This window comes from Bradyrhizobium sp. UFLA05-112 (genome assembly GCF_053572325.1).
In genome coordinates, this window is the sequence record NZ_JBANBK010000096.1 from 1 (window position 1) to 23941 (window position 23941).

Annotated in this window: 17 protein-coding genes and 4 pseudogenes; 4 read left to right on the top strand and 17 right to left on the bottom strand. The window is 62.2% G+C overall.

Features of this window, described 5'->3' with window-relative positions; all coding sequences use genetic code 11:
• Window positions 1-967 (top strand): annotated as a pseudogene (locus SO180_RS35895) (hypothetical protein); the annotation flags it as partial.
• Window positions 968-1155: 188 nt separating this feature from the next.
• On the opposite strand, the gene SO180_RS35900 reads toward SO180_RS35895, so the two are convergent.
• Window positions 1156-1509: a hypothetical protein gene (locus SO180_RS35900; RefSeq protein ID WP_449383544.1), complete on the bottom strand. Its 354-nt coding sequence runs from the start codon at window positions 1507-1509 to the stop codon at window positions 1156-1158.
• A gap of 44 nt (window positions 1510-1553) precedes the next feature.
• Here SO180_RS35900 and SO180_RS35905 point away from each other — a divergent pair, with 44 nt between their 5' ends.
• Complete coding sequence (locus tag SO180_RS35905; RefSeq protein ID WP_449383545.1) at window positions 1554-2345, top strand: glycosyl hydrolase family 28-related protein; 792 nt, start codon at window positions 1554-1556, stop codon at window positions 2343-2345.
• A 338-nt stretch (window positions 2346-2683) separates the two neighbouring features.
• Here SO180_RS35905 and SO180_RS35910 read toward each other — a convergent pair whose 3' ends face one another.
• The 13 genes and pseudogenes from SO180_RS35910 to SO180_RS35970 all read right to left on the bottom strand — a co-directional run bounded on the left by SO180_RS35910 (window position 2684) and on the right by SO180_RS35970 (window position 19455).
• Entirely contained in the window at window positions 2684-3799 is a 1116-nt protein-coding gene (locus SO180_RS35910) for an acyltransferase family protein (RefSeq protein WP_449383546.1), read from the bottom strand.
• The gene (locus tag SO180_RS35915) at window positions 3796-4812 is read right to left on the bottom strand and encodes a hypothetical protein (RefSeq protein WP_449383547.1); all 1017 of its coding nucleotides are present in this window, start codon (window positions 4810-4812) and stop codon (window positions 3796-3798) included. The genes SO180_RS35910 and SO180_RS35915 overlap by 4 nt, the downstream gene beginning before the upstream one ends.
• 559 nt (window positions 4813-5371) lie before the next feature.
• Window positions 5372-5758: a hypothetical protein gene (locus SO180_RS35920; protein ID WP_449383566.1), complete on the bottom strand. Its 387-nt coding sequence runs from the start codon at window positions 5756-5758 to the stop codon at window positions 5372-5374.
• A 209-nt stretch (window positions 5759-5967) separates the two neighbouring features.
• Window positions 5968-6249: pseudogene (locus SO180_RS35925) on the bottom strand (TrlF family AAA-like ATPase); the annotation flags it as partial.
• A 111-nt stretch (window positions 6250-6360) separates the two neighbouring features.
• Window positions 6361-8766: a hypothetical protein gene (locus SO180_RS35930; protein WP_449383548.1), complete on the bottom strand. Its 2406-nt coding sequence runs from the start codon at window positions 8764-8766 to the stop codon at window positions 6361-6363.
• Window positions 8763-9881, bottom strand: coding sequence for a hypothetical protein (locus SO180_RS35935; RefSeq protein ID WP_449383549.1), 1119 nt, complete (start codon window positions 9879-9881; stop codon window positions 8763-8765). Before SO180_RS35935 ends, SO180_RS35930 begins: the two co-directional genes overlap by 4 nt.
• Before the next feature lie 10 nt (window positions 9882-9891).
• On the bottom strand, window positions 9892-10605 hold the full coding sequence (locus tag SO180_RS35940; RefSeq protein ID WP_449383550.1) for a hypothetical protein: 714 nt from the start codon (window positions 10603-10605) through the stop codon (window positions 9892-9894).
• 1183 nt (window positions 10606-11788) lie between these two features.
• Window positions 11789-11965: a hypothetical protein gene (locus tag SO180_RS35945; protein WP_449383551.1), complete on the bottom strand. Its 177-nt coding sequence runs from the start codon at window positions 11963-11965 to the stop codon at window positions 11789-11791.
• Window positions 11966-12364: 399 nt separating this feature from the next.
• A pseudogene (locus SO180_RS35950) lies at window positions 12365-12490 on the bottom strand (chromate transporter); the annotation flags it as partial.
• Window positions 12491-12592: 102 nt separating this feature from the next.
• The gene (locus SO180_RS35955) at window positions 12593-13795 is read right to left on the bottom strand and encodes a Wadjet anti-phage system protein JetD domain-containing protein (RefSeq protein ID WP_449383552.1); all 1203 of its coding nucleotides are present in this window, start codon (window positions 13793-13795) and stop codon (window positions 12593-12595) included.
• 2 nt (window positions 13796-13797) lie between these two features.
• Window positions 13798-17235 (bottom strand): SbcC/MukB-like Walker B domain-containing protein, encoded by a 3438-nt coding sequence (locus SO180_RS35960; RefSeq protein ID WP_449383553.1) that lies wholly within the window; start codon window positions 17233-17235, stop codon window positions 13798-13800.
• A complete protein-coding gene (locus SO180_RS35965) occupies window positions 17232-17870 on the bottom strand; it encodes a DUF4194 domain-containing protein (RefSeq protein ID WP_449383554.1) in 639 nt (212 codons plus the stop codon). Before SO180_RS35965 ends, SO180_RS35960 begins: the two co-directional genes overlap by 4 nt.
• Window positions 17863-19455, bottom strand: coding sequence for a Wadjet anti-phage system protein JetA family protein (locus SO180_RS35970; RefSeq protein ID WP_449383555.1), 1593 nt, complete (start codon window positions 19453-19455; stop codon window positions 17863-17865). Before SO180_RS35970 ends, SO180_RS35965 begins: the two co-directional genes overlap by 8 nt.
• Window positions 19456-19815: 360 nt before the next feature.
• Here SO180_RS35970 and SO180_RS35975 point away from each other — a divergent pair, with 360 nt between their 5' ends.
• Together SO180_RS35975 and SO180_RS35980 are read left to right on the top strand one after the other, a co-directional pair.
• Complete coding sequence (locus SO180_RS35975; RefSeq protein WP_449383556.1) at window positions 19816-20496, top strand: nucleotidyltransferase family protein; 681 nt, start codon at window positions 19816-19818, stop codon at window positions 20494-20496.
• A gap of 59 nt (window positions 20497-20555) precedes the next feature.
• Window positions 20556-20756 carry a hypothetical protein gene (locus SO180_RS35980; RefSeq protein WP_449383557.1) on the top strand — a complete coding sequence of 67 codons (201 nt, stop codon included), beginning with the start codon at window positions 20556-20558 and terminating at the stop codon, window positions 20754-20756.
• Between the two features lie 57 nt (window positions 20757-20813).
• Here SO180_RS35980 and SO180_RS35985 read toward each other — a convergent pair whose 3' ends face one another.
• From SO180_RS35985 to SO180_RS35995, 3 genes and pseudogenes are all read right to left on the bottom strand, one after another.
• Window positions 20814-22376 carry a S10 family peptidase gene (locus SO180_RS35985; protein WP_449383558.1) on the bottom strand — a complete coding sequence of 521 codons (1563 nt, stop codon included), beginning with the start codon at window positions 22374-22376 and terminating at the stop codon, window positions 20814-20816.
• A gap of 416 nt (window positions 22377-22792) precedes the next feature.
• Window positions 22793-22972 (bottom strand): hypothetical protein, encoded by a 180-nt coding sequence (locus tag SO180_RS35990; RefSeq protein ID WP_449383559.1) that lies wholly within the window; start codon window positions 22970-22972, stop codon window positions 22793-22795.
• Window positions 22973-23610: 638 nt separating this feature from the next.
• A pseudogene (locus SO180_RS35995) lies at window positions 23611-23935 on the bottom strand (helix-turn-helix domain-containing protein); the annotation flags it as partial.
• Window positions 23936-23941: the final 6 nt, after the last annotated feature.

Below are 23941 nucleotides of genomic sequence, written 5' to 3' on the forward strand. Positions count from 1 at the left end.
CCACCGACCTGATTCGGTGACGCTGCCCCAGTCATCGGCGCGGAATCCTCCGGTAACATTCTCGATGAGGCAATGCGCACGTTCGCGCGCCTACAAGAAGAATGATCAGGCTTTCGTAGAGCAGAAGAACGGCGCGATCGTCCGGCGACTCGTGGGTTACGGTCGCTTCGATGGTGTCGAGACGACCCGCGTGCTTGAACGTTTGTATGCTGCATCTCGGCTGCACACCAACTTCTTCCAGCCGTCCTTCAAGCTGAAGGACAAGCGACGCGAGGGTGCGAAGGTGAGCAAGCGCTATCATGTTCCAGCCACGCCCTATGAACGAGCACTGGCGCATCCGAGGTTGAGCAAGATCGTCAAACGGCGTCTTCGAGAGCTTTATCACACGCTCGATCCCGTAGCCCTGCTGGCCGAGATGAGAGACGCCCAGGCGGAGCTCGGCACGCGCGTCGATGCCCGATCGGGTAGGCCCGCGGCAACACCAAGCCCACCTGCGCCGACAAAGAACGCAGCAGCGTTCGCGAAGGGGCTCGGCAATGACGTGCATCTGGGGGAGCAGCGCATCATCCATCGGCGCACGCGCAAACCATACAAAAAGCGCATGAGAATGCCATCAATGCTCGATCCGCACCTCGCCGACATCGAACGCTGGCTGGCGGCCGAACCCCGTCTGACCGCGCTGGCAATTCTCGGTCGCCTCGCCGAACAACGCCCCGAACAGTTCGGTCCGCCGCAGCACACTATCGTGCAGCGCTTGTTGCGATCGCTCAGACGCCAAGCAGCCGAAACGATTATCACGGCCGAGGGTGCGGCACTGGCCGGTGATCCCGGGACTGGCGCCGCCGCTGCGTGTGATGAGCACTCCGCGACGTCCCCAGTCCCTCCGATCCTGCGAGCAATGACGCAACCTCGGACCGGCCGACAGTCGGGGCTACATCCGTCAAGCGAAAGTAACATCCTCAGGTGAGGCAATACGGGGGTCAATATTGCAGGCCGAATGACACCCAGTGGGCCACGGTGTGCCGATCCTGCCCATGAGCCAGCAGACTTTTCCACTGTTTCCGGGCCCTGCCGTCGACGGCGCGTTCGGCGGCTGATCGTAGCGATTGTTCTCGCGGCGGCGCTGGCCAGCGGTTTCTCGCTGGAGGTCCACGCTCAAGGGCGCGGAGACAAGAATCCGAACTGCATCGTGCCGACCGCGCCCCATGGCACCAGCGATGGACGCGCGGCCTCCACCAAGTTCGTGCGGCAGTAGATCGGCCAGGCCGCCGGCGGCACCAACGGCCAGATCCAGTACAACACCGGCGCGTTCGGCGGCTTCACGGCCTCGGGCGATGCGACGATCAATACCGGCACGGGCGTCGTCACCATCCAGCCCAATGCGGTGACGACCGGGAAGATCGCGGACAGCAACGTCACCAACGCCAAGCTTGCGACGGGAACGGCCAACACCTTCAAGGGCTCGCTAAGCGGATCTGCGACCTCCGACATTGCGCTGACGGCGTGCACGCTGTCCTATCAGATCACGAAGTGGGTGAGCGGAACGGCCGGCAGTGCGGAATGTTTATGTCATCGGCGATACCCTGACGATTCCGTCGTCCGTTGGCTTCGGGTCTTCCGTCACTTGCTCGGTGCAACCGACCGTGACGGTTGCGGCGGTCACCACCGCAGCCGGGTCGTTCACTGACAGCGCGGGCAACAAATTCCAATATGTGTCCAATAGCGTCGTGAACGTGCGCCAGGTCGGCGCGAAACTCGACTACAACGGCAATCTTGGCGCGGCTACGGATGACGCGGCAGCCATCCAGCGCGCGATCAACTTTGCCTCGCATCGCGGCACCCTCAACATCGACGCAGGCGGTTACAACGGCAACATCGTTTTCATTCCTAGCGGCGCTGCCGCCAAGGTCTACGGCGGCCTGACTGTCTACGGTTCGGTCTCTCTTAGTGGTGCCGGGAAGGGCAATACCGTTCTGAAGCAGTGCGATACCGACTCTGCCGGTCAACGGTTCATCACACTGGGAGATCCGAACCTGCACTTCGCGTGCTTCTACACCAACGTTCGAGAGATGCTGCTGTACGGGGCGCTCGCGTCCGCGAACGCCGGCATCTCGATGATCTACAGCAACTGCCAGCAGCAGGGCATCGCGTTACTGAATGTCGCGGTCTACACTTACTTGCTGGCATGTGTTGTTACTGACACGGGCTATGGCCGCGCATCCGACTTCACCATGGTTGGTCTGTTCCGCTCGCTCAACGCTGGTTCGACCGATCCCGTGTTATTCTGGCTTATAGCGCAGCAGTCCAAACTATCCGTGAGTTCATTGTCGAAAGCTTCGGCATGACGAGTGGTGATGCGATCTTGCTCAATGGTCCTGTCTCATCGACTTCGATGACAGTCATTGAGAATGGCCACGTAGAAGGAATTCAATTTTCCCATCCACATAAACTATGCAGCCGGTACGGGCGCCATGACCAAGATCAGCGGCATAACTGGCGGTGTAGCGGCCGGAGGCTGCAACTCTGTCGTCGTCCGACAGGCTGGATCTCAGACCGGGAACATCCTCGTCGGATCTATCCAGCCGAACGGCTGCACCAATACTCTCAATAATGCCGGTACCACAACGACAGGCAACGTCGTGGCTTGGACAACTATGTAGGATTGGCGCTCAGTCTAGCAACGTTACAGCGCTGTTCGCCCAGCGTGGTCTGCCGCTGGAATTGCCGCAGATGCGGCTGAAGTGCGGACTGTATCCGCAGTGAAACGCGGCCGTGCATTCAGGATCGGTGCCTCGACGCCTGTGTAGATCAGGCTCGCGATGCTGGCGACCAGGGCAAGGAACGCCGGCAGCGCGGCCGCGATTGACATGCCTCCTGCGAGCGGCAGGAAGGCTGCAAGCACCAGGAGGTGAAACAGGTACGTCGAGTAGGAGATGCGGCCCAGCCAGGTTGCAATCCGCACCAGGGGGCGAAACGCCGATAGCGCTGCATCGAGCTTCAGCGCCGCGAGGATCGCGCCAGCGCCGAACAGAGGGGCGTAGAACGGGAATGTCGCCTCAATGATACGGTGCTCGGTCGGCATCAGCGCCGTCAGGATAGACGCGACAAGGGTAAGCCCAGCTAGCGCGACCACGGCGCCCCTTGTAGATACGCGCTTGAGCAGTGTTGTCCGCGTGCAGGCAAGGTGCATGGCAAAGCCATAAGCTATCGCGTCCATGCGGAAGAGCACGATACGGCGGGTACCAGCGCCCCAATCGGCACTATCGCCGAAGGAGAAGCGCAGGAGCGTGACGATCAGGATAAAGCCGAACGCAGCAATGTCGGCGCGGTGCCGGGTTGGAAGAAGGGGCGCGAGCGCAAGGCAGAAGATAGGGAAGAGGAGATAGAACCACTCCTCGACCGACAGGCTCCAGGCGATCGTGAAGTAGTCGTTTGTGTTCGCCTGGCGGGCGAAGTTCTGAACGTAGAACAGGTAACGGACAAAGTCGGCTGAGCGCAGCTCATGGGCACTGAGCGAGGTCAGGACAAGGGCAATGAGGTAGGGCGGGATGGTGCGCGTCCAGCGCCGGACCCAGAAGATGCCGAGGTTCGCGGCGCTTGGCCGCTCGACGGTGACGAGCAGGATCTGCGGGGCCAGCACGAAGCCTGAGAGGACGAAGAAGACTTCGACGCCAAGGATCGAGACGCTTTCCACCGCTTGCGTACCGATGCCGATCGCCATGAAGAAATGCGGGATGACGACGGAGAAGGCAGCAATCCCGCGGAGCAGGTCCAGCGCTGGAACGTGGCGGCCCGTCATGAGGTGAATCCACAGCGGGCAAGGCCTTGGGCCACGGCGCGCGCGATGGCGGCATTAGCGCCGGCCGTAAAATGACCGCTGGCTGTGCCGATCGGCTCGCGGGCAGCCAGCGTGTTGATCTCATCGCTGGGATCGATCACGCATGTACCAGACGGAAGCGCGGCAAGCATCTGCCGGTACATCTGCGATGCCGGAATGCGGATGTCGGCCGGAGGGAGCAGAACGGTTGCGAGACGATCGTTGTGGGTGTACGCCAAATCAGCCATGCGCGCTATCAACGCTGAGCCTCGTGCGTGCAGGTCACGCGAAATCGGGGTATTCGATAGCGGGCCGTTGTTGGTGAATTCCGGAACGTTGAAATGCCGCCAGATCGCTTTGATCGCCGCGAGCGAATATGGAAAGGTAAGAGGGGTCCAGTCGGCGGCGGCGGCATCTCGGGCGTAATAAGCGGTGATTGCTTCGACTGTTGAAGTAGGACGCGGGATTAGGGTCAAACCGCTCCCGCGGCGTTCGAAGATCGGCTTGGTGACGCGGGCGCGCGGGGCATGATCGTCAGTCAGATCGATGAAAGTCCACGATGTCAGCGCATCGAGCTGCAGCATCGGCCAGTTTAGGCCCACGATAAGAAGCGAGTTGGCTGGGGTCTTGTGCTCGATCATCAATGCAGTCTGGTCGAGCCCATAGCCATCGGAGCCGAAGTTCTCGATCTGGCAGCCAAGGTGAAGCGAGAGTAGATGCGGCCATGCATCCTTATCCGCGACGTCATCCGAGAATGTAAACGATCCGCCCCAGGCGGAGCCACACAAAGGCATCGAGAGCGGCGGGTGAGGGCGAGCGAGTTCATTGCCCCAGCCGATCGGAGATGCACTTCGCTCCGTTGGCAGATTGGCCTCGATCGCAGCTAGAAGGCGTGCAGCATCGTAAAGTCGGTAGGGGTTGCCGCGATGCATGGAGACGACTGCAAACAGGAAGAACATCGCCTCGGTCGCAACGGCGAGGAACGCGAACTGCAACAGAAGCGTGCGTGCAAGACGCATCAGAACACGGTGTAGTGGAATTTAGCCGAGATTGACGGATCGGAGAAAACCACGAGCGCTGCGAGGATGACGGCCAAAATTCCTAACGCGAACAAGGATTTGCGGCTGATCTTCACGTAGACACCTCGCGCTTTGTCAATCGCAAGCTGCATACACGGGAAAATTGTATTCGTCTAGAAACAAAGCCGCCCCTCCGGGCGGCTTTTCTGCTGCTGAGCACCAGTTCCCGCAGAAAACCCGTTTTGGAGCCTCTGTCATGACCACTCAGGTCCCCGCGTCGTCAATATCAGCCACCACAACATCGGGCCGCTGAGGGCGGCGAGATCGATTCTGGGGCATGGCGGCTGCCGGGATCCTGGGGATCCATAAGGCTACCGAGGTCGCCAGCTTGCGGGCGTGACAGCTGCTGCCGGCTGATGAAGGCCGGCCGCCAGCCAGCTGAGCTGGGTGATACAACCAGCGCGGGGCTTCGGTCCCCCGTCTTTGTCGCGATAACGTCGAATTATCGAAACCTGGGAAGGATGGAGCAAACAGTTTAGTCGTTGCCGTAGTCGGGCTCGTACTCCATCTCTCGTTCCTCTCGATCCTCATGCACGTTGTGTAGACCGGCAGCGACGATCTCATCGCTTCCATTAAGAGACAAATCACACGTCGGGCAGCGAAATTCTTCGCCCGCGAACTCGCGGTCAACGATCTCCGAGATGGCGTACTCGTCATGGACTTCGCTGATGTCTTCGCCGGTCTGGTCTCCGGTCATGAAAGCATGGCACCCACACGACGGGCACTTTTCTGGCCAGATTTTGTCATAGCTGCCTTTGAAGAGATCATCCTGCTGTTCTGGCTGTCTCATCTTCGCCTCAGCCTCAAGGCGATCGCGTTCGGACCTTTTCAATGCAGCGAAAGCCTCCTCGGGCGCATCCACGCGAAGACACACCGCTGCAGCCAGAGCGTTTGCGCCTCCTCGAGTAATTGGCGCGGAGCTTTTGCATCGGCAGCTCCGAGCCAGTGTTCTAACGAGGATTTCCATCTGGTGGAGGATCGTGTCGCAGGCATGCCAATAGCGCGCTTCCCAAGCGTCCAATCGCATGGTCCCGAAACGGAAGGTCGGCTGAATGGAGCTCGGCGTTGCGGCGCTCTGCGGAGCGCATCGAACTTCAGCGCGCCCTTGATCCACGAGAAACGATTGTCGACAGGCTGGCCGACGGATTTCTGATCATGGGAGTCACTGCCGTGGAGGTAGGGCTTGCACCCGTCATATCGTGCGCCCAGTTGCTCGATCGTCACTCCGCGCTGGCCGATCCAGAATTCGCGTTGCGCCGGGCTGCTCGAAAAGATGACGTGGGCGAATTTCTCGATCTCCTGGCGGACGGTGGCGTCGGCGGCTTGGCGGACGCCCGACGTACCGTCTCCAGCGACCAAAGTTTGCAGCGCAGCTAAATGATGCGAAGGGCCAATTTTGGACTCATGCACCGCAGCGAACCGCTGGGCGGCTGGTCATCCACCGACTCGCCATGCGAGTGTAGGTTAGCGTCTCTGATTTGCCCGCTCGGCGTCATGCTGCAGCCCCCGGATCCGCTCCTGATATCCGCCGAAGCGTAGCGCAGGCGTGGCGATGAGGCGCAGAGCGACGAAACAGACCAGCCCGACCAGCGACGCGGGGCCGATGCTCAACGCAGCCTTGAGCCACAGGTCGTCTGGGCTCATCGCAAAAAAACGGGGCGTGATCACAGACAATGCAATGGCTGCGACGAAGGCGACTAACCCTGATATTGATGCGGCTACATGCGGCTGCCTGATCGACCACGGTCCGGGCGCGCCACGCAGCAGTTCCCCTCTCATGCTTCTGACGATGTCCAATCGCAGCTGCTCGAACTGGCGGACGAACAAGAATCCATCTGGACTGTCGCCAACACGGGTGGCTTCGTTCCAGTCGAGCGAATCGAGATAGGCGCCGCACAAGAAATCGAGCGCGGTAGACTTGAACTGAAGCTCATTGGCCACCAGCATGCTGCGCACGATGCTGCGCTCACGGTCGAGTTGGTGTTCCCTCGCGGCCAACCGCAACCGTTCAACTTGATCGAGCAGTTCCCAGCGAACATTGCCCTTGCTCTCCTGCTGTCGGTGCTCCGAGAGTTCGCCGAGCTGTTCCGCTAGGTCCTCCGCGGACTCGCGGGCGCGCACCTGACGGTCGGCCTCGATCTGTGCCAGGCGCCGTTCAAGTTTCTCGAGCGTTTCCGCCAGGACCTGCGGCATGGCCGATTCCCCCGGCGGCTTGCCCGGGGCGGCCGGGTTCGACCGCGGCGCAAGCACAAGTTGCGATATCTCCCGTTCGATGTCCTGCGAGAATGTCTCCTCCTCGAAGGTCATAACGGACGAGATATCCCGCAGCAGAGCTTGTACACGGTCGCTGGCGTAACCGACGGCAACGACCAGCATAGCCGGCGCCGGCGACAGCTTTGCGAGATCGCGCCGCGTCGTCGCCAGGGACAGGCCGGCCGCCGCTTCCTGCGTGGCGTCCGATGCGGTTGCGATGACGATGGCGAGCGAGGGCTCATTAAGGTCAGAGCCAGTTGGGACAATCAGGCGGTCGATCTTACCGCCGCCCGCTAGGACGAGATCGGTGCGTGCTGAAAAATTGGCGCGTGCCACGACGTTGTCGATCACTTGGCGCGCCACCTTGGCGCGATCCGCCAGGCTGCCGGTCTTGCCCGCGGCGGCAACAAGACTGTCGTTGGTCACTGAGGCAGGGCGCCCGGCGGATAGGGCCCACGCCTCGTGCGCAATCCGCAGGATCTCGCGCGGGTTTCCGCCGGAGAGGTCGCGGATCATGCCAATGGCGGTTTCCGTAAACTTCTCGCGATTACGCGCATGCGCCGACAGCAACGAGCGCGTTTCGTCGCGGCTGAGATGTCCGGCTACCACGGGCTCGCGCTGATAGAAGCGCGGGCTGACGTCGCGGGGAAACCGCTCGAAAACCGGAACGGTGCCGGTCAACACGATCACCCCGTCCTGGCGAGCCACCTGTTCCACCATCTTCTTCACGATGGACGCCGCAGTCGCCGCACGCATTGGATCCGCAGGGACAAAATTCTCTAGCTGATCGAGTAGCAGCACCAATGGTATGCCTGCGATCCGAAATAGCGCGGTGAGGCATTCGAGCGCATTGACCGCAATGTCGGCCGTGTCCGCCGAGCTGAAAGATTCAGTCCACAGGGCCGCAGGCAGAGGGGGACCCTGCTGCGCGGGCGCGCCACCTGACAGCAGTTCGAACGCCGCAGCCCCATATGAAGGCTCATTGATGAGTCCGGTGGCTATTGCGAATTTAGTCGATACGGCGGTCGCGTCGCCCACCTCCGAAAGTTGCTGCCTAAGCTTGAGATAGAGTTCGTTGACGTCGAGGGTGTCGACGCCAGCGGTGAGCGCTCCCGACTGCACCCGCGGCGCGGCATCCTTCGTCGCCCGCGCGGCTCCGACAATTTTTTCGCCGATGCGCTGCAAGGCCGTGTCGACAACCTGTCTGAGATCGTCGTGGGCGAGATTGCGCACAAACTGGCGATAGACGTTGACGACATTCTCGTCATCCGCCTTGGCATAGAGGAAGCGGCACTTAAGGCTGGCGAGGCTGGCGGCCTGGGCGCGCAACCACTTGAGGAGAAACGTCTTGCCGCTGCCGTTTCCTCCCGTGACGGTGATGGCGCCCCCAACCGCCGCCATGCCGGTCGGGCGATCCTTGGCATCCAACGGATAAAGCTTGAGATAGTTGGAGAGCAGCTCACGCGCGTCACTCATGAACTTAAATTCAGCGCTTGCTGCAATCGGCGTGCCGAAGGTCTCCACGGCGGCCGCCGGATATGGATTGTCGTCGCCAGGGTTGAGCGGGGCTGACGTCTGGGTTTCCGGATTCTCCGGTACGCCCGCAGTTGCGGTCATGGTATCAGCCTCTTCATGTCGTCGCGGGTGATCCGCACGGCGCCCGGTGGGATCGCATTGACATTGCCACCATTCGCGGCGAGCTGCTGCGCGAGGGCTTCACACTTCTGCGAGAATGCGCCGTCGAGCCGCGAGATGACGACCTTGATCGGCAGGGTCACTGGCTCTGGGGCTCTAGGGGTCGGCGCGAACAACTCGTCCAGAGCAGCCCCGGTGAATGGAGCAAGCTCCGGCTCAGAACCGGCACCCGCGGCGAGGGCGGGAGTGCGTTCCTCGGCGAGGCGCCAGCGCAGGAAGTCGACGGTCTGCGCTTTGGTGATGCGAGGCGAATCCACCAGCGCGACTCGGATCGCATTGGTGGCAAGGTTGTATTTGAGAATCGAGGCTTTCGACAGATCGCTGAACGACACGAATGCGTAATCCGCAAGCTTGCACAACGTTGCGCAGGTGGGGCGCCACGCGTCCAGATCGAACGCGTGGACGGTGGCATCGAGAAAGAAGACGATCAGGGGAACAGTTGCGGCCCTGCTGACATCCTCCTTGAGATAGCCGAACAAGGCATCGACGTCGGGCGATTGAACGAGCGCACTCTCCTTCCATTCCTTCCGGGTGTCCGCCATCAGTTTGGAAAGACGGTTCGCTCCCTTATTCTTGAGCGTGTCGTCGTAATCTCTTACGCGTCGAAAAAAACTCTGCAGCAGCGTGTCCGCCACGTTGAGCCGGTCTGGAACAATAGCAGCCGTATGCTCCGTTACTATGACGGGTCGCGGGGCGAAGCGCGAGTGAACATCATAGTGCAGCATGTTGCGCAAGGATTTCCGCCCTGTGCCCTGAAAGCCGCTGAGCAGAATCACCGTGCCGGCCGCGGCACCGGGCGGGGCGAGCGTCGTTAGCCCAGTCTTGCCGACGCCCACCAGACGGTCCTTATCCTTCCAGTCATAATGATCGAAATAGCTGGCGAGATCGCCGCTGTGCTGGTGGGGCGCCAGTGATCCCGCCAGATAATCGAATTTAGCGACCCCGCCCGGCGCGAGCGGAGCAAAGGGATTCGTGCGAAGCCGAAACTCCGGATGAGCGCTCAGCACGTCCAACAACGTTTGCGCGGGCCTTGGCATCCTGGCGTCCTCAGGGCAGGTGACTACGAATATCGTCGATCTCGGAAGTCAGCTCCGGAAACAGCTCAGCTAGCAACGCGAGATATTCCTGCCGGTTCTCCACAAAGCAGATACCGCGTAGCCGCTCTGATTCCGGCTTGGGCAGCTTCGCGAGCATATTCTTCCGATACATCACGGCGAGAAGGGTTTTCAGAGCCCCCTCGACTCCCGGCGCGAGCAGGGTCGCCCTGACATCGTTAGACACGAAGCCGGCAATGACTGCAGAGTTCTCCACAACGTAGGTACGAAATGCCGATTTCGCGCTCTCCGCCGCATTGCGCTGCGTCACTAGAAAACCCAAGCCGGCGGTGATCGCGGCGGGAATGAATACGCCTAGGAACCATGCCGCCGCGGTGAAGAACGGTGAGGCCGGCGTGCGCTCGACCTTGAGTGGAATCTCGAGCGTTCGCTCTCCCGGCGCCAACGCGAGAATGCGGCCATCCATCGCGACGCCATCGGCGCTGAGCGAATCGACGTCCACCCAAACTGCCACGATGCGGTCGATGATCTTCGGTGGGCCGCTTCCGCTCTCGAGCACGAGCCGATCGGTCCAGGCGGCGGGTGCCTGGCGAGAGCCGCGCGGTCCCTGGACGGTCGAGCAGGCGGGCCGATTGGGCACTTCATCGGCCAGAACTGTGGCGCCGAGCCCCGTCGTCGTCAGGTTGATGAGAAACTTCGGTGCCACCGTCGTGACTCGAAACGTCGCGCACGGACGATCCGGCATGGACCACGGCTGTATGGTGGACACGCGGAGCGCTGACGGCAACCCATTCAGAACAAGCCAAGCCGAGCTGGGTGCCGGGGCAGATTCTTCGGACTTTTGTGCCAAGGTTGGGCCCGCGGCAAGAAGCGCATTCACCAACACAATCATTCCGGCGGCGATATCTCTAAAGATCACTGCTCGACCTCCCACAATGCTGGAGGCTTGCAACGCGTCATACCCTAACGGGAAATGCGATCATGCAACAACTTAATCGACCTAGACAAGCGGGGTTAATGGGAGCGGTGCGCGACGTCTCGTGATTTGGGCCGGGAGGACCGGGTGTGGCCGTGATGCAGACCTCGGAGCCGCTGATGACCATCCCCGAGTACCGCCCACATCGACGAAAATATCGAAACGGGTAGACGGCCAGTCTGTTGTGCGCCGCGGACGCTGTGATCACATCTGGGTGGTCCTGCACATCGCTCGCCGTGACGATCCGATCGCCGTCGGAATCGGTTTGACCGATCGGGCTTTCTGCGCGTGACAGCCCACTCCGGCGCGACCAACAGCCTGGCCTTTTTGACAACGCGCCAGAAAGGCCACGCGGCTTGGACGGGATATTCGGCCCTGGCGTACTCGAACCAGCACGATGTTGCCAGCAGCTGATTTTGGGTCAGCCGCATGTAAGATGTCCGTTCCGGGTCGGGACGTCTCGCGACGCCACCTCTCCCACACCACCGGGCATAGGGGTCCGTACCACGGCGGTTCGATCGAGTTAAACCGGCACAGGCATGAAGATTCGGGGGAGACCCAGAGAGTCGAACGCCTGATTTCGTAGGGCGTGTTGAACCGCCGGGTGTCCGGACATGCGCCAGAGTCCCGTTGGTGAACCGGCAGCGACCGATGAGGCGAACTTCGCGATGCCGAGGCGCACCGCCGGCACTTGACCTCGAGATAGTAGAACCGTCCTTCATCGCTTCACTGATGGTCGGCGACGGCTGCGCCGGCCCCCGAGCCCGATCATGCGATAATTCCGAGCTTGGCAGGTCTCGGCGGCGGACTCCCGCATCTTCTCGGCGGCTTCCCTCTTGGCCGATTTCGCCCTCAGCTTCGCGGCAGAAATCCTCGCGCCGAAAAGACGATCCGGATTCCTCCGCCCCATTGCTCAATTCTCGGGTTCGCGCTCGCTGCGTGGCAGGCTCCTAATGAGACCGGTCTCGGAATCGATGATGCCTACCACCCGGCAGAAGCGGGTGAAGTCGATCACGCGCCGGTCGTCGAGGACGCTCGGCTTGCGGTCTTCGATGACGCGCAGGGTGGGACGGGGGCGGATTTCGGTCATGTTCAGTATTGAGGCCGGGCGCGATCGGTCCGCCGGATGCCTGACGCGTTCCTCATCACGAAGTCGGCCGGTATTTCCACCACGCGGCCGGAAGAGCAGAATGAGGTGGTGGGTACCAAGGTCGAGCTGGCGCTGATCCGTGACGCCTACGTATCGTCTTCCCGAAGCTCTCATACCGACAGTCGTGTCGGCGTTGAATCGGCAGAAACTCGACAAAAATGGTCATGTGGTCGGTAACGAGGCCTGAGCGGCCTCGTCGATGGAAACGCGCGTTTACAACAGGATCGAGCCAATTTCCCCATTTCGGGATCTTGGCCTGCTCCTCGGGGAGTTTTGCAAGCGTCAGGATGGCGCTGATGGTTGGGGCATGACCATTCACGGTATCGTGCCGGGCCCGCAGAGAGCCGTCATGATCAGCGTCGGCGGCACCAACAGCCCGGCGAAGGCGGCGACGCCGCCGGCAAGCCCGCGAAGGCGCGAGCCGAACACCATCGACAGGTTGACGAAGTTGGGCCCCGGTAGCCAGCTTCCCGCAGCAGACCAAGGCGTTCGACGCCGGCGCCGCTCTTGTCGATCTGCGCTCGTTTCCGCCGAGGGGGCAATCGTCGGCTGGGAAGTCGATGAGCGTCAGACCGCCGCGTCAGAGCCGACCTCCTGTATTGGCAGCGTTTCGGGCAGCTGCGGATCGAGTTCTTCTTGCTCCAGAGTCTTCGCACCCTCGCCAAGCAAATAGGCGGCCAATATGGCGACGCCGGATTCCGGCGGGCATCGCGCGGGAGATGCCTTCATCGCAGGGGTGTTGCCGAAGGCTTCCGCGATGTCGGGGCTCATGAGGTGCGGTCTGATGCTGCGCCCGACCGCCTGCTCGATGGTCCGGAAGATCCAGGTCCCGTCCGGATCGATGTCGGACCAGTGGAAGATCGGAGTATCGTCCGGGACGGCCTCCGCGAGGACGCGCAGCGCGTGCTGCGTCGCCAGCGACGGGTAGCCGCCAACGTAGACGGTTGCCCCCAGGCGTGTGGGGTCGGCTTCGATGAGGTGGCGGCTGAAGCTCGCGAAGTTCTCGATCGTGAGGAGGTAGGCCGGCGGCTCCCGGAAGCGGATGCGGTCCGCTTCGTTTGGCGCGACCCCCAGATAGAGGGGCGAGGCTGCCGAGAGGTCGGCACCTTCGAGATCGACGCGGCCCGCGATCAGGAGCGGTGGGGCGAACCGTTCAAGGCCGATGGCGCGCAGCGCCGCCCGCGGTCTAGCCTCCGGTGGAAGCTCGATGATCCCAGCGAGAAGGCGAACTACCGCACTCTCGAGGCGCTCAAGCGTCTTGCTGTCGCCGACGGTCCTTCTGGAGAAGGTCCGGTAGTCGACGTTCACGTGTTTGCCGTCGAGGATCGCCTGTGCGAGCACGAATGCGTCGCGCAGCCGATCGGTGTCTGTCGGTGAGAACGCGTTCCACGTCTTTGCCCTGCTCCAAGCGGTCGCAATGGCCGCCGCGGCATCCTTCAAGCGAGCATCCAGTTCCAGGCCGGCGACAAGCCGCGCAGCGGCGTCCTCCGCGATTTTGGGGGCGGGAGTGCGGCCGAGATAGCGATACAGCGTGTCGGGCGATGCGAGACGGACGTGCGCGATTTCATTGCGCTTAGGCCCGCGTCCGCGCGCCATGCTGATCGCGCCCGCCTCTTCTGCGCACGAGATTTCCTTGAGGAAGGCATCCGCGGCAACGACCGAGGTGAACGCGGCGTAGTCCGGATAGCCGATCGGGCTCGCGGTGCCGGCCTCGAACCGGTCCAAGAGGTCGCCTAGAAGCTCCCTCGCGTCGGTAAACACGCGCGGCATGGCTACTCGGCCGCGAGCCGGAGCGAGAGATCGGCGTCGGAGATCAGGTCGGGATCGATCGCCATCAGTTCCTGCTTGGCCTTTTCCTTCAGGGAGACCACGGTCGCTCTGGACTGTTCGCCGATGCGGTCGACCTCGACGATGGTGTCCATGTGTTCGAGGACAGCGACGCGCTTCTCGAACGGGGCCGCGATGACGAACTGGAGGCCGAGGTTCTTATAGAAGCTCATCATCTGGCGCTGGTTTCGTCCGTCCAATTTTGAGAACGCCTCGTCGAACATCGCGAGAGCGAAGCCCGAAGGCTTGCCGGCGCGCCGCTCGGCGCTGCCGTAGACCGCCGCCAGTGACGCGCCGATCGCGACGTAGATGGGGACCTGCTGTTCGGCTCCGGAGCCCGTACCTCGGCGCTGCTCCCAGCGGGTCGACCTACCCGTCGCGACGTCCTCCATGTGGATCTCGAACGTGTAGAAGTTCCGGTAGTCTTCAAATTCGGTGAAGTCCTTCTCCGGGTCCTCCAGCAGCGCTTCGAGTGCGAGAATCGTGTCCTTGTGCGGGAAATCTTCGGGCACGTCGCCGCGGAAGAGCATGTCCAGCGCCTCCGGAGAGGTCTTGCCGATCTCGATGATTTTCAGGATCGGCTGGAATTCGACCACCTGGGTGCGGTGGAACGAGTAGCGCTCGTTGTGGAAGGGATGCGCATGCAGGCTGCGGTTCAGCGACTGCAGGTCCCGCTCCATCTTGCCGATGCGCGAGGTCAGCGCGTTGATGAACTCGCCGCGCAGCAGGGTCGCTGCCTTCTCGGCCGCTTCCCGTGCCTGTCGTTCATATTGCCGCAGTTCGTTGGACTCGATGTCGCTGATCAACAGGTCCATCCAGGGCTTCACCTCACGAAGGGGCTCGCTCTCGATGCCGATTTGCGACTGCGTTCCGAACTCTTCGAAATAATTGTCCAGGAATTCGCGCACGCGCCGTTCGACGCGTCCGCGCTCGCTGTCCGCGGCATCGGCGTCTTTCACCGCCTTCTCGGCGATGGCGCGGTGCTTTTCCGCCTCGTTCTTCTGCATGCGGGCGTCGAGCCGGGATCGGTACGCGGACCGGCCCTTCGCCGCGGCGTAGAGCGGCTGGTTCTTGGCGAACAGCGACCAGGCGATCTTCAGATTGAGTTCGGAGCCCGGGACGTTTTCACCGTCGCCGAGCCTGTTCGTCGCCGTTCTAACTTCGCCATCGTGCCTGTTGAAGGCGGTCTGCTGGGTCTCGCGCTCGCCGATCCTCTTCTTCTTAAGCTCCTGTTGCGCCAGTTTCTTGTCGCGGAGGCCTCCATCGCCGGCGCTGTCCAGGGCCGCAAGTTTGGTGTCCGCATCGGCCTTCTCGGTCTGGGCGGCGGCGTAGGCAGTGGCGTGAGCCTTCAGGTCTGCCGTGGCCGTCTCGCACAGCGCCTTGAGCGCCATGAAGGCGCTGTCCGCAATTTCCGCCTCCTTGTTGGCTTGCGCAAGCGAAGCTTCCAGATCGTCCGCCTGCTCCTGCAGGGCGCGCAGGGCGTTTGCCTGGGCGGTCTTGCCGATCTTGTGCTGTGAAAGATCGATCGACCGATGCGTTCGCACCAGGCCGTCGTCGTAGAGGCCGTCCCTCATGATCGCCCGGCCCGGCCTGTTGAACTGCTCGAGCGTCTCGGCGAGCCGCACGGAGCCGTAGCGGCGCATGATGAACGACAGTGCGTCCGGATCGTCGGTGCGGAAGATCGCAGGGAATGTTCCGCGGTCCGGCCTGGCCCTGAACTGCTCCAGCTTGTTGAGGCTCACCAGGGAGGTGCGCCGGAATTCGCGGCGTCCTTCCTTGAAGATCGCCGTCGCGTCGCCGATGTCTGGTCTGTCGACGAAGACGGCGTCGCGGTCTCGGCCGAGCAGCGCTTCGGCGGCTCCCGCCCATTCCGGGTCCGCAACCTCGATCAATTCGCAGAGTACCCTCGGTGCCATCCCCTTCTGCCGGAGCCTTTGGCAGAGGCGCTCGGTGTCCGGTTCAAGGTGTGCCCGCGCTCCTCCGGAGGCGTGCTGCCGAATCCGGCCCAGCAGGTCGTCGCGCTGCGCGCGCAGTTGGGCGACCTTTGCGATGATCTCCTGGCGCGCTTCATCGACCTTGGCGAGCTGCTGTGCTCCGGATGTGGTGAGGGCGCTTTCCGCCACCGAGAGCTCCTCGGAAACGGAGACGACGGCGGCCCCCTCTGCCGCGGCCTGTAAATTGTCGACGACGGGGATGAAATCGTCGAAGCCCTGGCCGCGCATGGCGCTCAGCGGCTGCAGACGCCGGATCGCGTCGAGGCGCGCTTTGAAATCCGCGGCGGCCCGCTGCGCCGCCTGGGCAGCTACCGACGCAGTCTGCTGGAACGATTTTCTGCCGGTCTTGGCATCGTGCTCGGCGATGGCTTCGGTAAGCCGTTCGACCTCCTTGTCGATCGCCTTGATGTCTTCGGCGAGGAACGCAAGTTCGCCTGCAGCGGCATCGCGCTGCGCGGTCGCAAGGTGCAGCCTGGTCCTCCAGTCTCGGTTGGTCGCCCGGGCGGCGAGCCACTCGGCGCGCTTTGCGATCCACTGCTCGCGGAATTTCGTTTCGAAGGCCTCTGCCAGCGCCGCGAGGATCGTCCTCAATTCCTTCAGCGCCTCCAGCTTGAGGCGCATCTTACGGATGGTCTCGCTGATGTTCCTGTAGGTCTGGATCGACTCGCGCAACTCCCCGATCCGGATCGGACTATCTTCCAGGATGTAGGTCCGAACGAACTGCGTAGCGGTCTGGTTGTGATCCAGCGTCATCGCGTTGACGATCGATTTCTGCAGGGCGCTCGCGTTCTGCTCGCCGTAGGGTGCATGCGGAAGCAGATGGCGCATGTATTCGCGGACGTAGTCTCCCGCCCGGTCGCGGTGATTGATGAAATTCTGCTCGCCCACTGCGGCCACGATGCGCCCGCGCACGTCCTCCCACTGAGCCGGGAATTGCGAGGTCCCCCTGTGCTCGATGAAGGCCTTGGACGTGAGGATCGTGCCCACGGCGACGAACAGGGCGAGGACCGTCTCTTTGCTGTCCGCCTTGCGTGCCTCGAGCGCCATGCCGATGGTCATCGGCGGGCGAACGCCCTCGGTGTCCTCGAAGCCGAGGCTGACGTAGGTGCGCGCATCGTCCCGGCGCCGCTGGTCTTCGCCCAAGGTCCCAAGGCAGTAATCGACGACGCTGCGCTTGGAGCCACTCCGCGACTTGCCGCTGTCGCCCGCGACCGCGTTTAGTCGCAGGAAGCGCCTGTTGCCGCCTGTCAACACGACCTGAGCCATGTCGAGAATGGTCGACTTGCCGGATCGGTTCTCGCCGAGCACGCCGATGTGGCCGGCGACGGGGATGTCGGCGACGTCGAACAGGTGCCAGTTCACCATGGCGAGATGACGCAATTCCATCATGCTTCTTCCCCTGTGGGCTGCGGCGATCGAGCCTCCTCGCTGCGGGCGTACCGCTCGAGCCGCTGGAGGGCGTCGCCGCCGCTGATCAGCTTGATCATCGGCCGGATCCGGATTTCGCAGTCCTGCTGTTCGTTGTCGTAGTCGCCGATCTCGACCAGACTGCGCTGAGAGGCTTCCTTTAGGATATCGCGAAAGCGGTTGATGCCGATGGCGCCGCCGCCGTTGGGCTGCACCATGTCCTTGTATCGGTCGTGCAGAGCGTTCAGCGTCGTGACGACGACGGCGCGGTCCTCGATCGCGCCGAGATTGACTTCCTCCTGCCAGTGCGCGGCGAGGACGAGTGTCACGATGGTCTCGTCGAGCCGCATGCGTGGCAGAGGCACGTCCTCGTCGATCGCGAGGACTCCGGCCCACTGGGCTTCGGGATCGCGGTGGACGCGGTAGCCGCAACTGTCGAAGAAGCCGTCCACCACGTCGCGGAAGCGGCCGTCCATGATGGTGTTGTAGATCTTCCCGGTGCGCGGATCGCCCGCGAACACGAACTGCCTGCGCAGCAGGAAGTGGAGCGCTCTCCGCAGGTCCGCGGCCTTGTCCGCGCCGGCGGACCTTTCGATGTTCTCGAATTCGTTAAGCATGTGCCTTGTCCTTGCGCAGCGCGCCTGAACGCCTGACTACGAAGTTCGCGCATCTGAGCCATTCGCTGTCATGGGGCGGGGTTTCCGGCGACGGCTCCAGTTCGAAACCCTTGGCGACCTGCGGCGGGACCTCGCCGGTGAGCGCGTAGCGGCGTGCGGTGTCGAATGCGAGGAAATCGTCCACCGTCTCGATCTCCATAAACCGCGCTTCCTTGGTGCCGAACGGCGGCACCTGGCCTTCCAGGAAACGCCGGACGTCCTCCGGGCGGGGCGCGATGCGGGCGATGTACTCGAGCCGCAATTGCTTGCGCAATTCGTATAGCGGGTCCGATGGGGGTGCGGCGAGCTCTCTCGCCTCGACGGGACGGCGCGGCTGCCTGGCGGGAGCCTGATGGTGCTCCGACCAGGGGGACCGCAGCGGCTCGATGCTCCATTCCACGGTGGCCTCATCGTGGCGGCCGTCCCGCAGCAGGGCGTCCAGCCGGCCTACCAGGTCGCCGGCGCGCCCGACCAATCCTTGCGTACCGCGCTCGGCATACTTGATCGTGTTCCTGACCCGCGCCTCCAGCTGCCGTCTGAATATCTCGATGCGTTCGAACATCTCGCCGATCTGCTCGAAGATGTTCTCGATCGCGAGCAGGTCGTCGGCGGCGGCCATGTGGCCGTCCTCGACGTCCGCCGCCATGCTGGCTCTGGCGTATTCCTCCGCGAGAACTTGCATCGTTTCGGGCATGTAGGAGATCTTCCGGGCAAGGTCGACGATGGCGTCCCTGAAGCGGTAGGGGTGGTTGACGGTGAGGATGGACTCGAAATCCCTGAGCAGGAGCTGATCGACGAATTCCTCGAAGAAGGCCTCGAGACGGTCGCCCACTGTCTTTGATTCCATGACGGTCCGTCGGATCCGCTTGAGGTCGGCAAGGATCGCGCGGAGGCTTTTGGTGAACTGATCGGCCTGGTTGCGGGCCTCTCGCACGGCGAGGGCGGCCTCGCGCTGCTTGCGGTCCGTCACATCGGGCGTGAGCTTCTCGACGGCTTCGAGGTTGAGGCGGATCTGGACGATCAGTCCTCCGAACCGCTGCGACAGATCTTTGTTCAGGCTCGCTAGTCGCTGGATGACCAGCAGCGGTCCCATTGCCATGTCGACGGTGACCCGCAGGCCGTATTCTTCCTCTTCGAGCCAACGCCATGCGATCAGGCGGGAGTAGAGCTGGCGGGCCAAGGTGAGGGCCTTGTCTCCCTTCTCCGAGCCCGCGGAAATGTCGGCGCGACGGATCCGCCGCCGGCCCGACGAGATCACCTCCGGAAGCGCCTCGCCGAAGTCATCGCCTTCGCTCCACAGGGACGGATGCGCACGCATGACGTCGTAGATGGCATGGACCACCTGCTGAGGTGTCGGAAACGCAGGGGCACCGGTGAAGTACCGCTCATGCAAGTCGAGGAGACACGCCGCATAAAGATGCTTGTGGTCCCGTGAGAAAACCAGAAAAGCGTCGTCGTGCAGATGGCGGAATAGGGGCATATCGAAATCGTACTCGACACAAACAGAGGGAGTGGCGCGACACGGTACAGAACCGGCCGCCGACATCGGCTTAGTTCAGATGCAATGCGGTCGCGTTGCAACCGCCTGGATATGTGTTCCCTGTATGTTCTAGCACGGTTGTCCCTACCGCGTCGAGTCGTTGAGGTCGATCAGGTCGAGGGCGCGATTCATTCGAGGCCCTCGCGCGCAGTTGGCTCACCAGCCTCAAAAGAGTGCTCGCGTCGGCACGCTGCCGGCAGCCAGGGCGGCGCGCATCGCGGCGTTGTGGACTCCAGATTCGTCGCCCGCCTAACGCTCGATTTCGCAAGCGAACGCGTCAAGCTGTCGCGCGGCGTGATGGAGCGACAAGCGGCGGTCAATCGTGCGCTAGGCCTGGGTCGCGTGCCTTTGATCGGAGCCCGGATCATGCGCGCTCTCGATGGCTACAGGATGTTGGGTGCTGGCATTCGGATTCTCGGAACGAACGCCATCTACGGATATGAAGCGTCTTCCGGAGTCAGGATCGATCCGGGCCCGGCCACGACGGAAGACATCGACCTGCTGTTCGACGCTCCCGGCGGGCTTACGTTTGTGGCGGACGAGGACGTCTCAGAGTCTTCGCTCCTGAAGATACTTCAACGCGTTGACACCAGCTTCGAACGGGCCAAGCAGACGTTCCGAGCTGTGAATCGCAACGGCTATCTCGTCGATCTGATCAAGCCGATGCAGAGTCCTCCCGGGAAGAAGGCACCGGATAAGATCGGCTCGGATCCCGAAGACCCGACTGCCGTCCAAATCGAAGGCCTCGATTGGCTGCAGAATTCTCCCGCTTTCGAGGCTGTCGCGATCGACGAAAAAGGCGAACCGGTGCGCATCGTCGCTCCAGATCCGCGGGTTTGGGCGGCGCATAAGCTGTGGTTGTCCCGTCGAGCGGATAGGGAGCCGCTCAAGCGCCAACGAGATGCAGCACAAGCAGAAGCCGTGGGCGCTCTGGTCGCAAAATATCTCACTTATCTGCCCTTCGACGCAGAACAGCTAAGGATGCTGCCCAAGGAAGTAGCAGACAGCGCGGCGCCCCTGTTCGTTAATACCGCCGCGCGCGCCTAGCGGCCAGACGCGACTAGAACAAGGCCGGCATAGCCGGCGGCGATCATCGGGGGCACCATATGATGGTTCGCGTGGTGCTGCTGCTCGTCGGCATGATGATCGCCATAGTTGGCATGACGACGATCATCATCGTCAGAGCCGGCATGATGATCGCCAGCAGCACCAACCACCAGAGCGGCAGCACCAGCTTTAGGATCGCGATTGGCGCCGCCGGCATTGCCGAAGGATCAGCGGCTGTTGGCGACTCACATCGATCATAAATCGGGTGCGATCAGCGCAAAACCGCTTACCCTACTCACGGCGAAATCTTCGCAGCGTTAATGTTCGGTTTCCGACGTGATCATTGCCTCGACTTCTGCGCGAAAAGCCTGACGCGAGGAGTCACGTGAATAGAACATGTGGCCGCCAGGGAGGACCAGCAGCCTGACCCGCGGCGCTGAGGCGAAGGCGGGCAACTGAGCGAGGGCCATTTTCGTGGCGAAATAAGGGGTCACAAGATCAAAAAGCCCGTGTCCCACCAGCACCTTCATCTTCGCATCCGTTGCGAGAGCCTGTCGCAGCTCCGACAGCGACTCTGGAGGTGTATTGCCGAAATCCCAAGCCTTTCCGACCGCACCATTGAGCAGTTCATAAGAGCCATCCGGCCGCCACTTGAGCTTGCGCGTCAGGACATCGACGGCAGCACTCGTCACCGGCGGCGCAAGCGCATCACCCGAGGGGTCGCCGAAGGGGTGGGCAGCTGAATGCGGATAGGGATCCAGACCCCTCACCGAGGCATCATAACCGCCGGTCACCTTGCCGCTGCGGCGATCCAGCTCGCGGCGGAATTCGCCAATGTCAATGCGGCCGCCACGTGCTCGGGTCACGCCTTGGTCGATGCCGATTAACACGGCGAGCTTATCAGCGATGCGATTACTGGCCTCGCTGTCAGCCTCACCTTTGAGGAGGTCGGCCAGGAGCTCGCCTTGCGCGTAATTTTCCACGGCGGTGAGATCGGAGCCCTTCGCTTGGCTCTTGGCTTCACGGGCTGTTGCGACATAGCTCGGCAGCAGCGTGACATATCGCAAGATCCCGGGGGGAGCGTAGTCAAACACCGGCGAGACCAAGATCAAGCCCTTGACTCCGACACCCTGACGCGTCTGCAGCTGGCGCACGACCTTCGGTCCTCGAATGCCGCCATAACTTTCGCCCACGACGTACTTTGGCGATAGGAGCCGGTCGTACTTCTCAAGCCAGCGGCGTATACTCAACGCGAGGGCGCTGACATCGCCGTCGACGGAAAAGAACTTCTTGCGGACATCCTCACCGTTCGCGACGAAGCGGCTATAGCCAGTCCCGACCGGGTCGATGAAGACGAGGTCGGTGAAGTCGAGCCAGGTTTCCGCATTAGGCTTCGCTTCTAAAGAAGTGGAAGGCGTGATCTCGTCGGCGTTGATCGGCAGCCGCCAGGGACCGGCATTGCCGAGCTGGAGCCAAGCCGAAGATGAGCCGGGTCCGCCGTTGAAGAAGAATGTGACCGGACGCGTCGTGCGGTCCGTCCCGTCGAGCTGATAAGCCGTATAGGCGATGTCGGCTTGCGGCTCGCCTTTTTCGTCGAATAGGCGGATCGAGCCCGCGGTCGCAGCAGAGTTGAGTACCCGGCCTGGCACATGGAGCGTATGCTTGGTGGTCGAATCCGGCGGCAAGCGATGCAGCTCGCTTGCAGACGGCGCGCTCGGTGTTTGTCCCGCCCGTTCGTCGGGACCGCTCTTATGGCCTGCCTGCGTGGAGCCTTCAGAGCACCGCGGCGGATCATCGGCCCGGCCGGTGTCCATCGTGCCGCAGGCAAAAAGAGCGAGTGCAAGAGAAGCGCGGCGGAGCTTGCTGAAATCAAATCGCATCGAGTTTTCCTTTCCCGCCAACTTGTGTCCGCATGGCGCGCACGGCGCATACACGTAGTTGACGGTCGAGAAAGAGCACCTACTAACTCCAGCAGTATTCATTGCCCCTGAATTCCGTATGGTGGTTGGGGCGGTGCTTGCAGATAGCGCTCTCGCGGCGAGCACATCCGCAGAGAGCAAGCTACTGTACGACCTGCAGGAACACCGAAGGGCCGTACGTCATCCCCTGCGTCTGCGGTGACTCGCCCTACACTCCGGGTCTGATGACTGCCCTAGCGTCGAAAGCAACGAGGCGAGACGCTTTCGCCCTCGCCAGGAGGCGATCATCCATATGAGCACCCGCTGGTGAAGCCGATGCAGCCGTTGCACGCGGTCTGCGGAGAGACAAGCCACGCCGTCCGCCGCTGCCGACGCGCCTAATGGCGAGCGGTGGCGGCCACTGGATCGGCGAACACGGTGCTGAGTTCGTCGTCGATCAGCAGCTTTGGCTTCGACAGCACGAGCAGTTTCTCCTCCAGGCGCCGCTGGCCGTGCGCCTTGGCGAGACCAGCGATCAGCGTCTCCCCGGTGAACTTCACCGTTTTAGGCTGCGGCACCACTTCAACCCCATTCCTCGACTGCACCTCGTCTACGGCGCCTTGACGACCACGCCGAATGCAGTCATCCAGCAGATTCGTCCGAATGCGGATCAGCGCAGGCGCCTTGGCAACTTTGGAAGCTTGTCAGGATTAAACGCTACTACCTGCTCGATTCTTCCAGGTGGCCGTGGCGGTTGTTGTTCACTGAGAATAAGGGTCCCGTGAAGGACGACTCCTGGCGCCTGTTCTGCCGTCGCTATGTAACTAGCGATCCTGTTCGGGCACGTTCCCTCAATGTGGAGCGTGAGTTCATCATAGACGCCGAAGACCGTTGCGCGACCATCGTATGCCGTTTGGTCGGCGCTATCGCGGTGGAGCGATCTCCATCAACGTTATAGGAGCCGCGATAGGCCATGATGCTGTCACGACCCCAGACTTGCCCGTCAGCGATATGAACGATGCCGGTGCCTTGGTCAATCGTGGTGCCAAACCAGGCCGCATAGGTGCCATCCCTCAGCGTGGGAGCCGTCCTCCCTTGGTGTCATGCAGCAATAATCGGCATGATTGGTGCTAAGGAATGCTTAAGTGACACTCGGAACGAGTGAGGCTCCCCTCGGGCATCCTAGTGGATGCTCTCGCGGGCAGCAAATCGCAGATCAGGGACAATCCTGCAGGTCGAGACTCGCAAGCCGCTGTCGGTCGAAGATTGCGATATCCCGTCGGGTATTTCCGATGAAATCGAGAATGCCTGCTTCAGGCCGTTGTGACACTGCGTGCGATACAGTTTTCGAGCGTCAAGCCAAGGTAATCGGCAATATCACGACGTGGCATTGGTAGCGACATCGCATCGGCAGCGCTCAGGTGCTTATCCATCATGCAGGAATGCAGCAACTCTCTCCAACGAGGTCTTTCGGCCCAGCAGCAGAGGTGGTCCTCCGCGTGTTTCAGGTTGCTGGTTTTCAAGCCGAGCAATATGCGTGCAGTGCT

What these genes read in the sequence shown, in the direction of transcription:
- SO180_RS35910 (WP_449383546.1), bottom strand. Translation starts at nt 3,799, where the DNA reads ATGACGGGCCGCCACGTTCCAGCGCTGGACCTGCTCCGCGGGATTGCT.
- SO180_RS35930 (WP_449383548.1), bottom strand. Translation starts at nt 8,766, where the DNA reads ATGACCGCAACTGCGGGCGTACCGGAGAATCCGGAAACCCAGACGTCA.
- SO180_RS35935 (WP_449383549.1), bottom strand. Translation starts at nt 9,881, where the DNA reads ATGCCAAGGCCCGCGCAAACGTTGTTGGACGTGCTGAGCGCTCATCCG.
- SO180_RS35945 (WP_449383551.1), bottom strand. Translation starts at nt 11,965, where the DNA reads ATGACCGAAATCCGCCCCCGTCCCACCCTGCGCGTCATCGAAGACCGC.
- SO180_RS35955 (WP_449383552.1), bottom strand. Translation starts at nt 13,795, where the DNA reads ATGCCGCGCGTGTTTACCGACGCGAGGGAGCTTCTAGGCGACCTCTTG.
- SO180_RS35960 (WP_449383553.1), bottom strand. Translation starts at nt 17,235, where the DNA reads ATGATGGAATTGCGTCATCTCGCCATGGTGAACTGGCACCTGTTCGAC.
- SO180_RS35965 (WP_449383554.1), bottom strand. Translation starts at nt 17,870, where the DNA reads ATGCTTAACGAATTCGAGAACATCGAAAGGTCCGCCGGCGCGGACAAG.
- SO180_RS35970 (WP_449383555.1), bottom strand. Translation starts at nt 19,455, where the DNA reads ATGTCGGCGGCCGGTTCTGTACCGTGTCGCGCCACTCCCTCTGTTTGT.
- SO180_RS35975 (WP_449383556.1), top strand. Translation starts at nt 19,816, where the DNA reads ATGCGCGCTCTCGATGGCTACAGGATGTTGGGTGCTGGCATTCGGATT.
- SO180_RS35980 (WP_449383557.1), top strand. Translation starts at nt 20,556, where the DNA reads ATGATGGTTCGCGTGGTGCTGCTGCTCGTCGGCATGATGATCGCCATA.
- SO180_RS35985 (WP_449383558.1), bottom strand. Translation starts at nt 22,376, where the DNA reads ATGCGATTTGATTTCAGCAAGCTCCGCCGCGCTTCTCTTGCACTCGCT.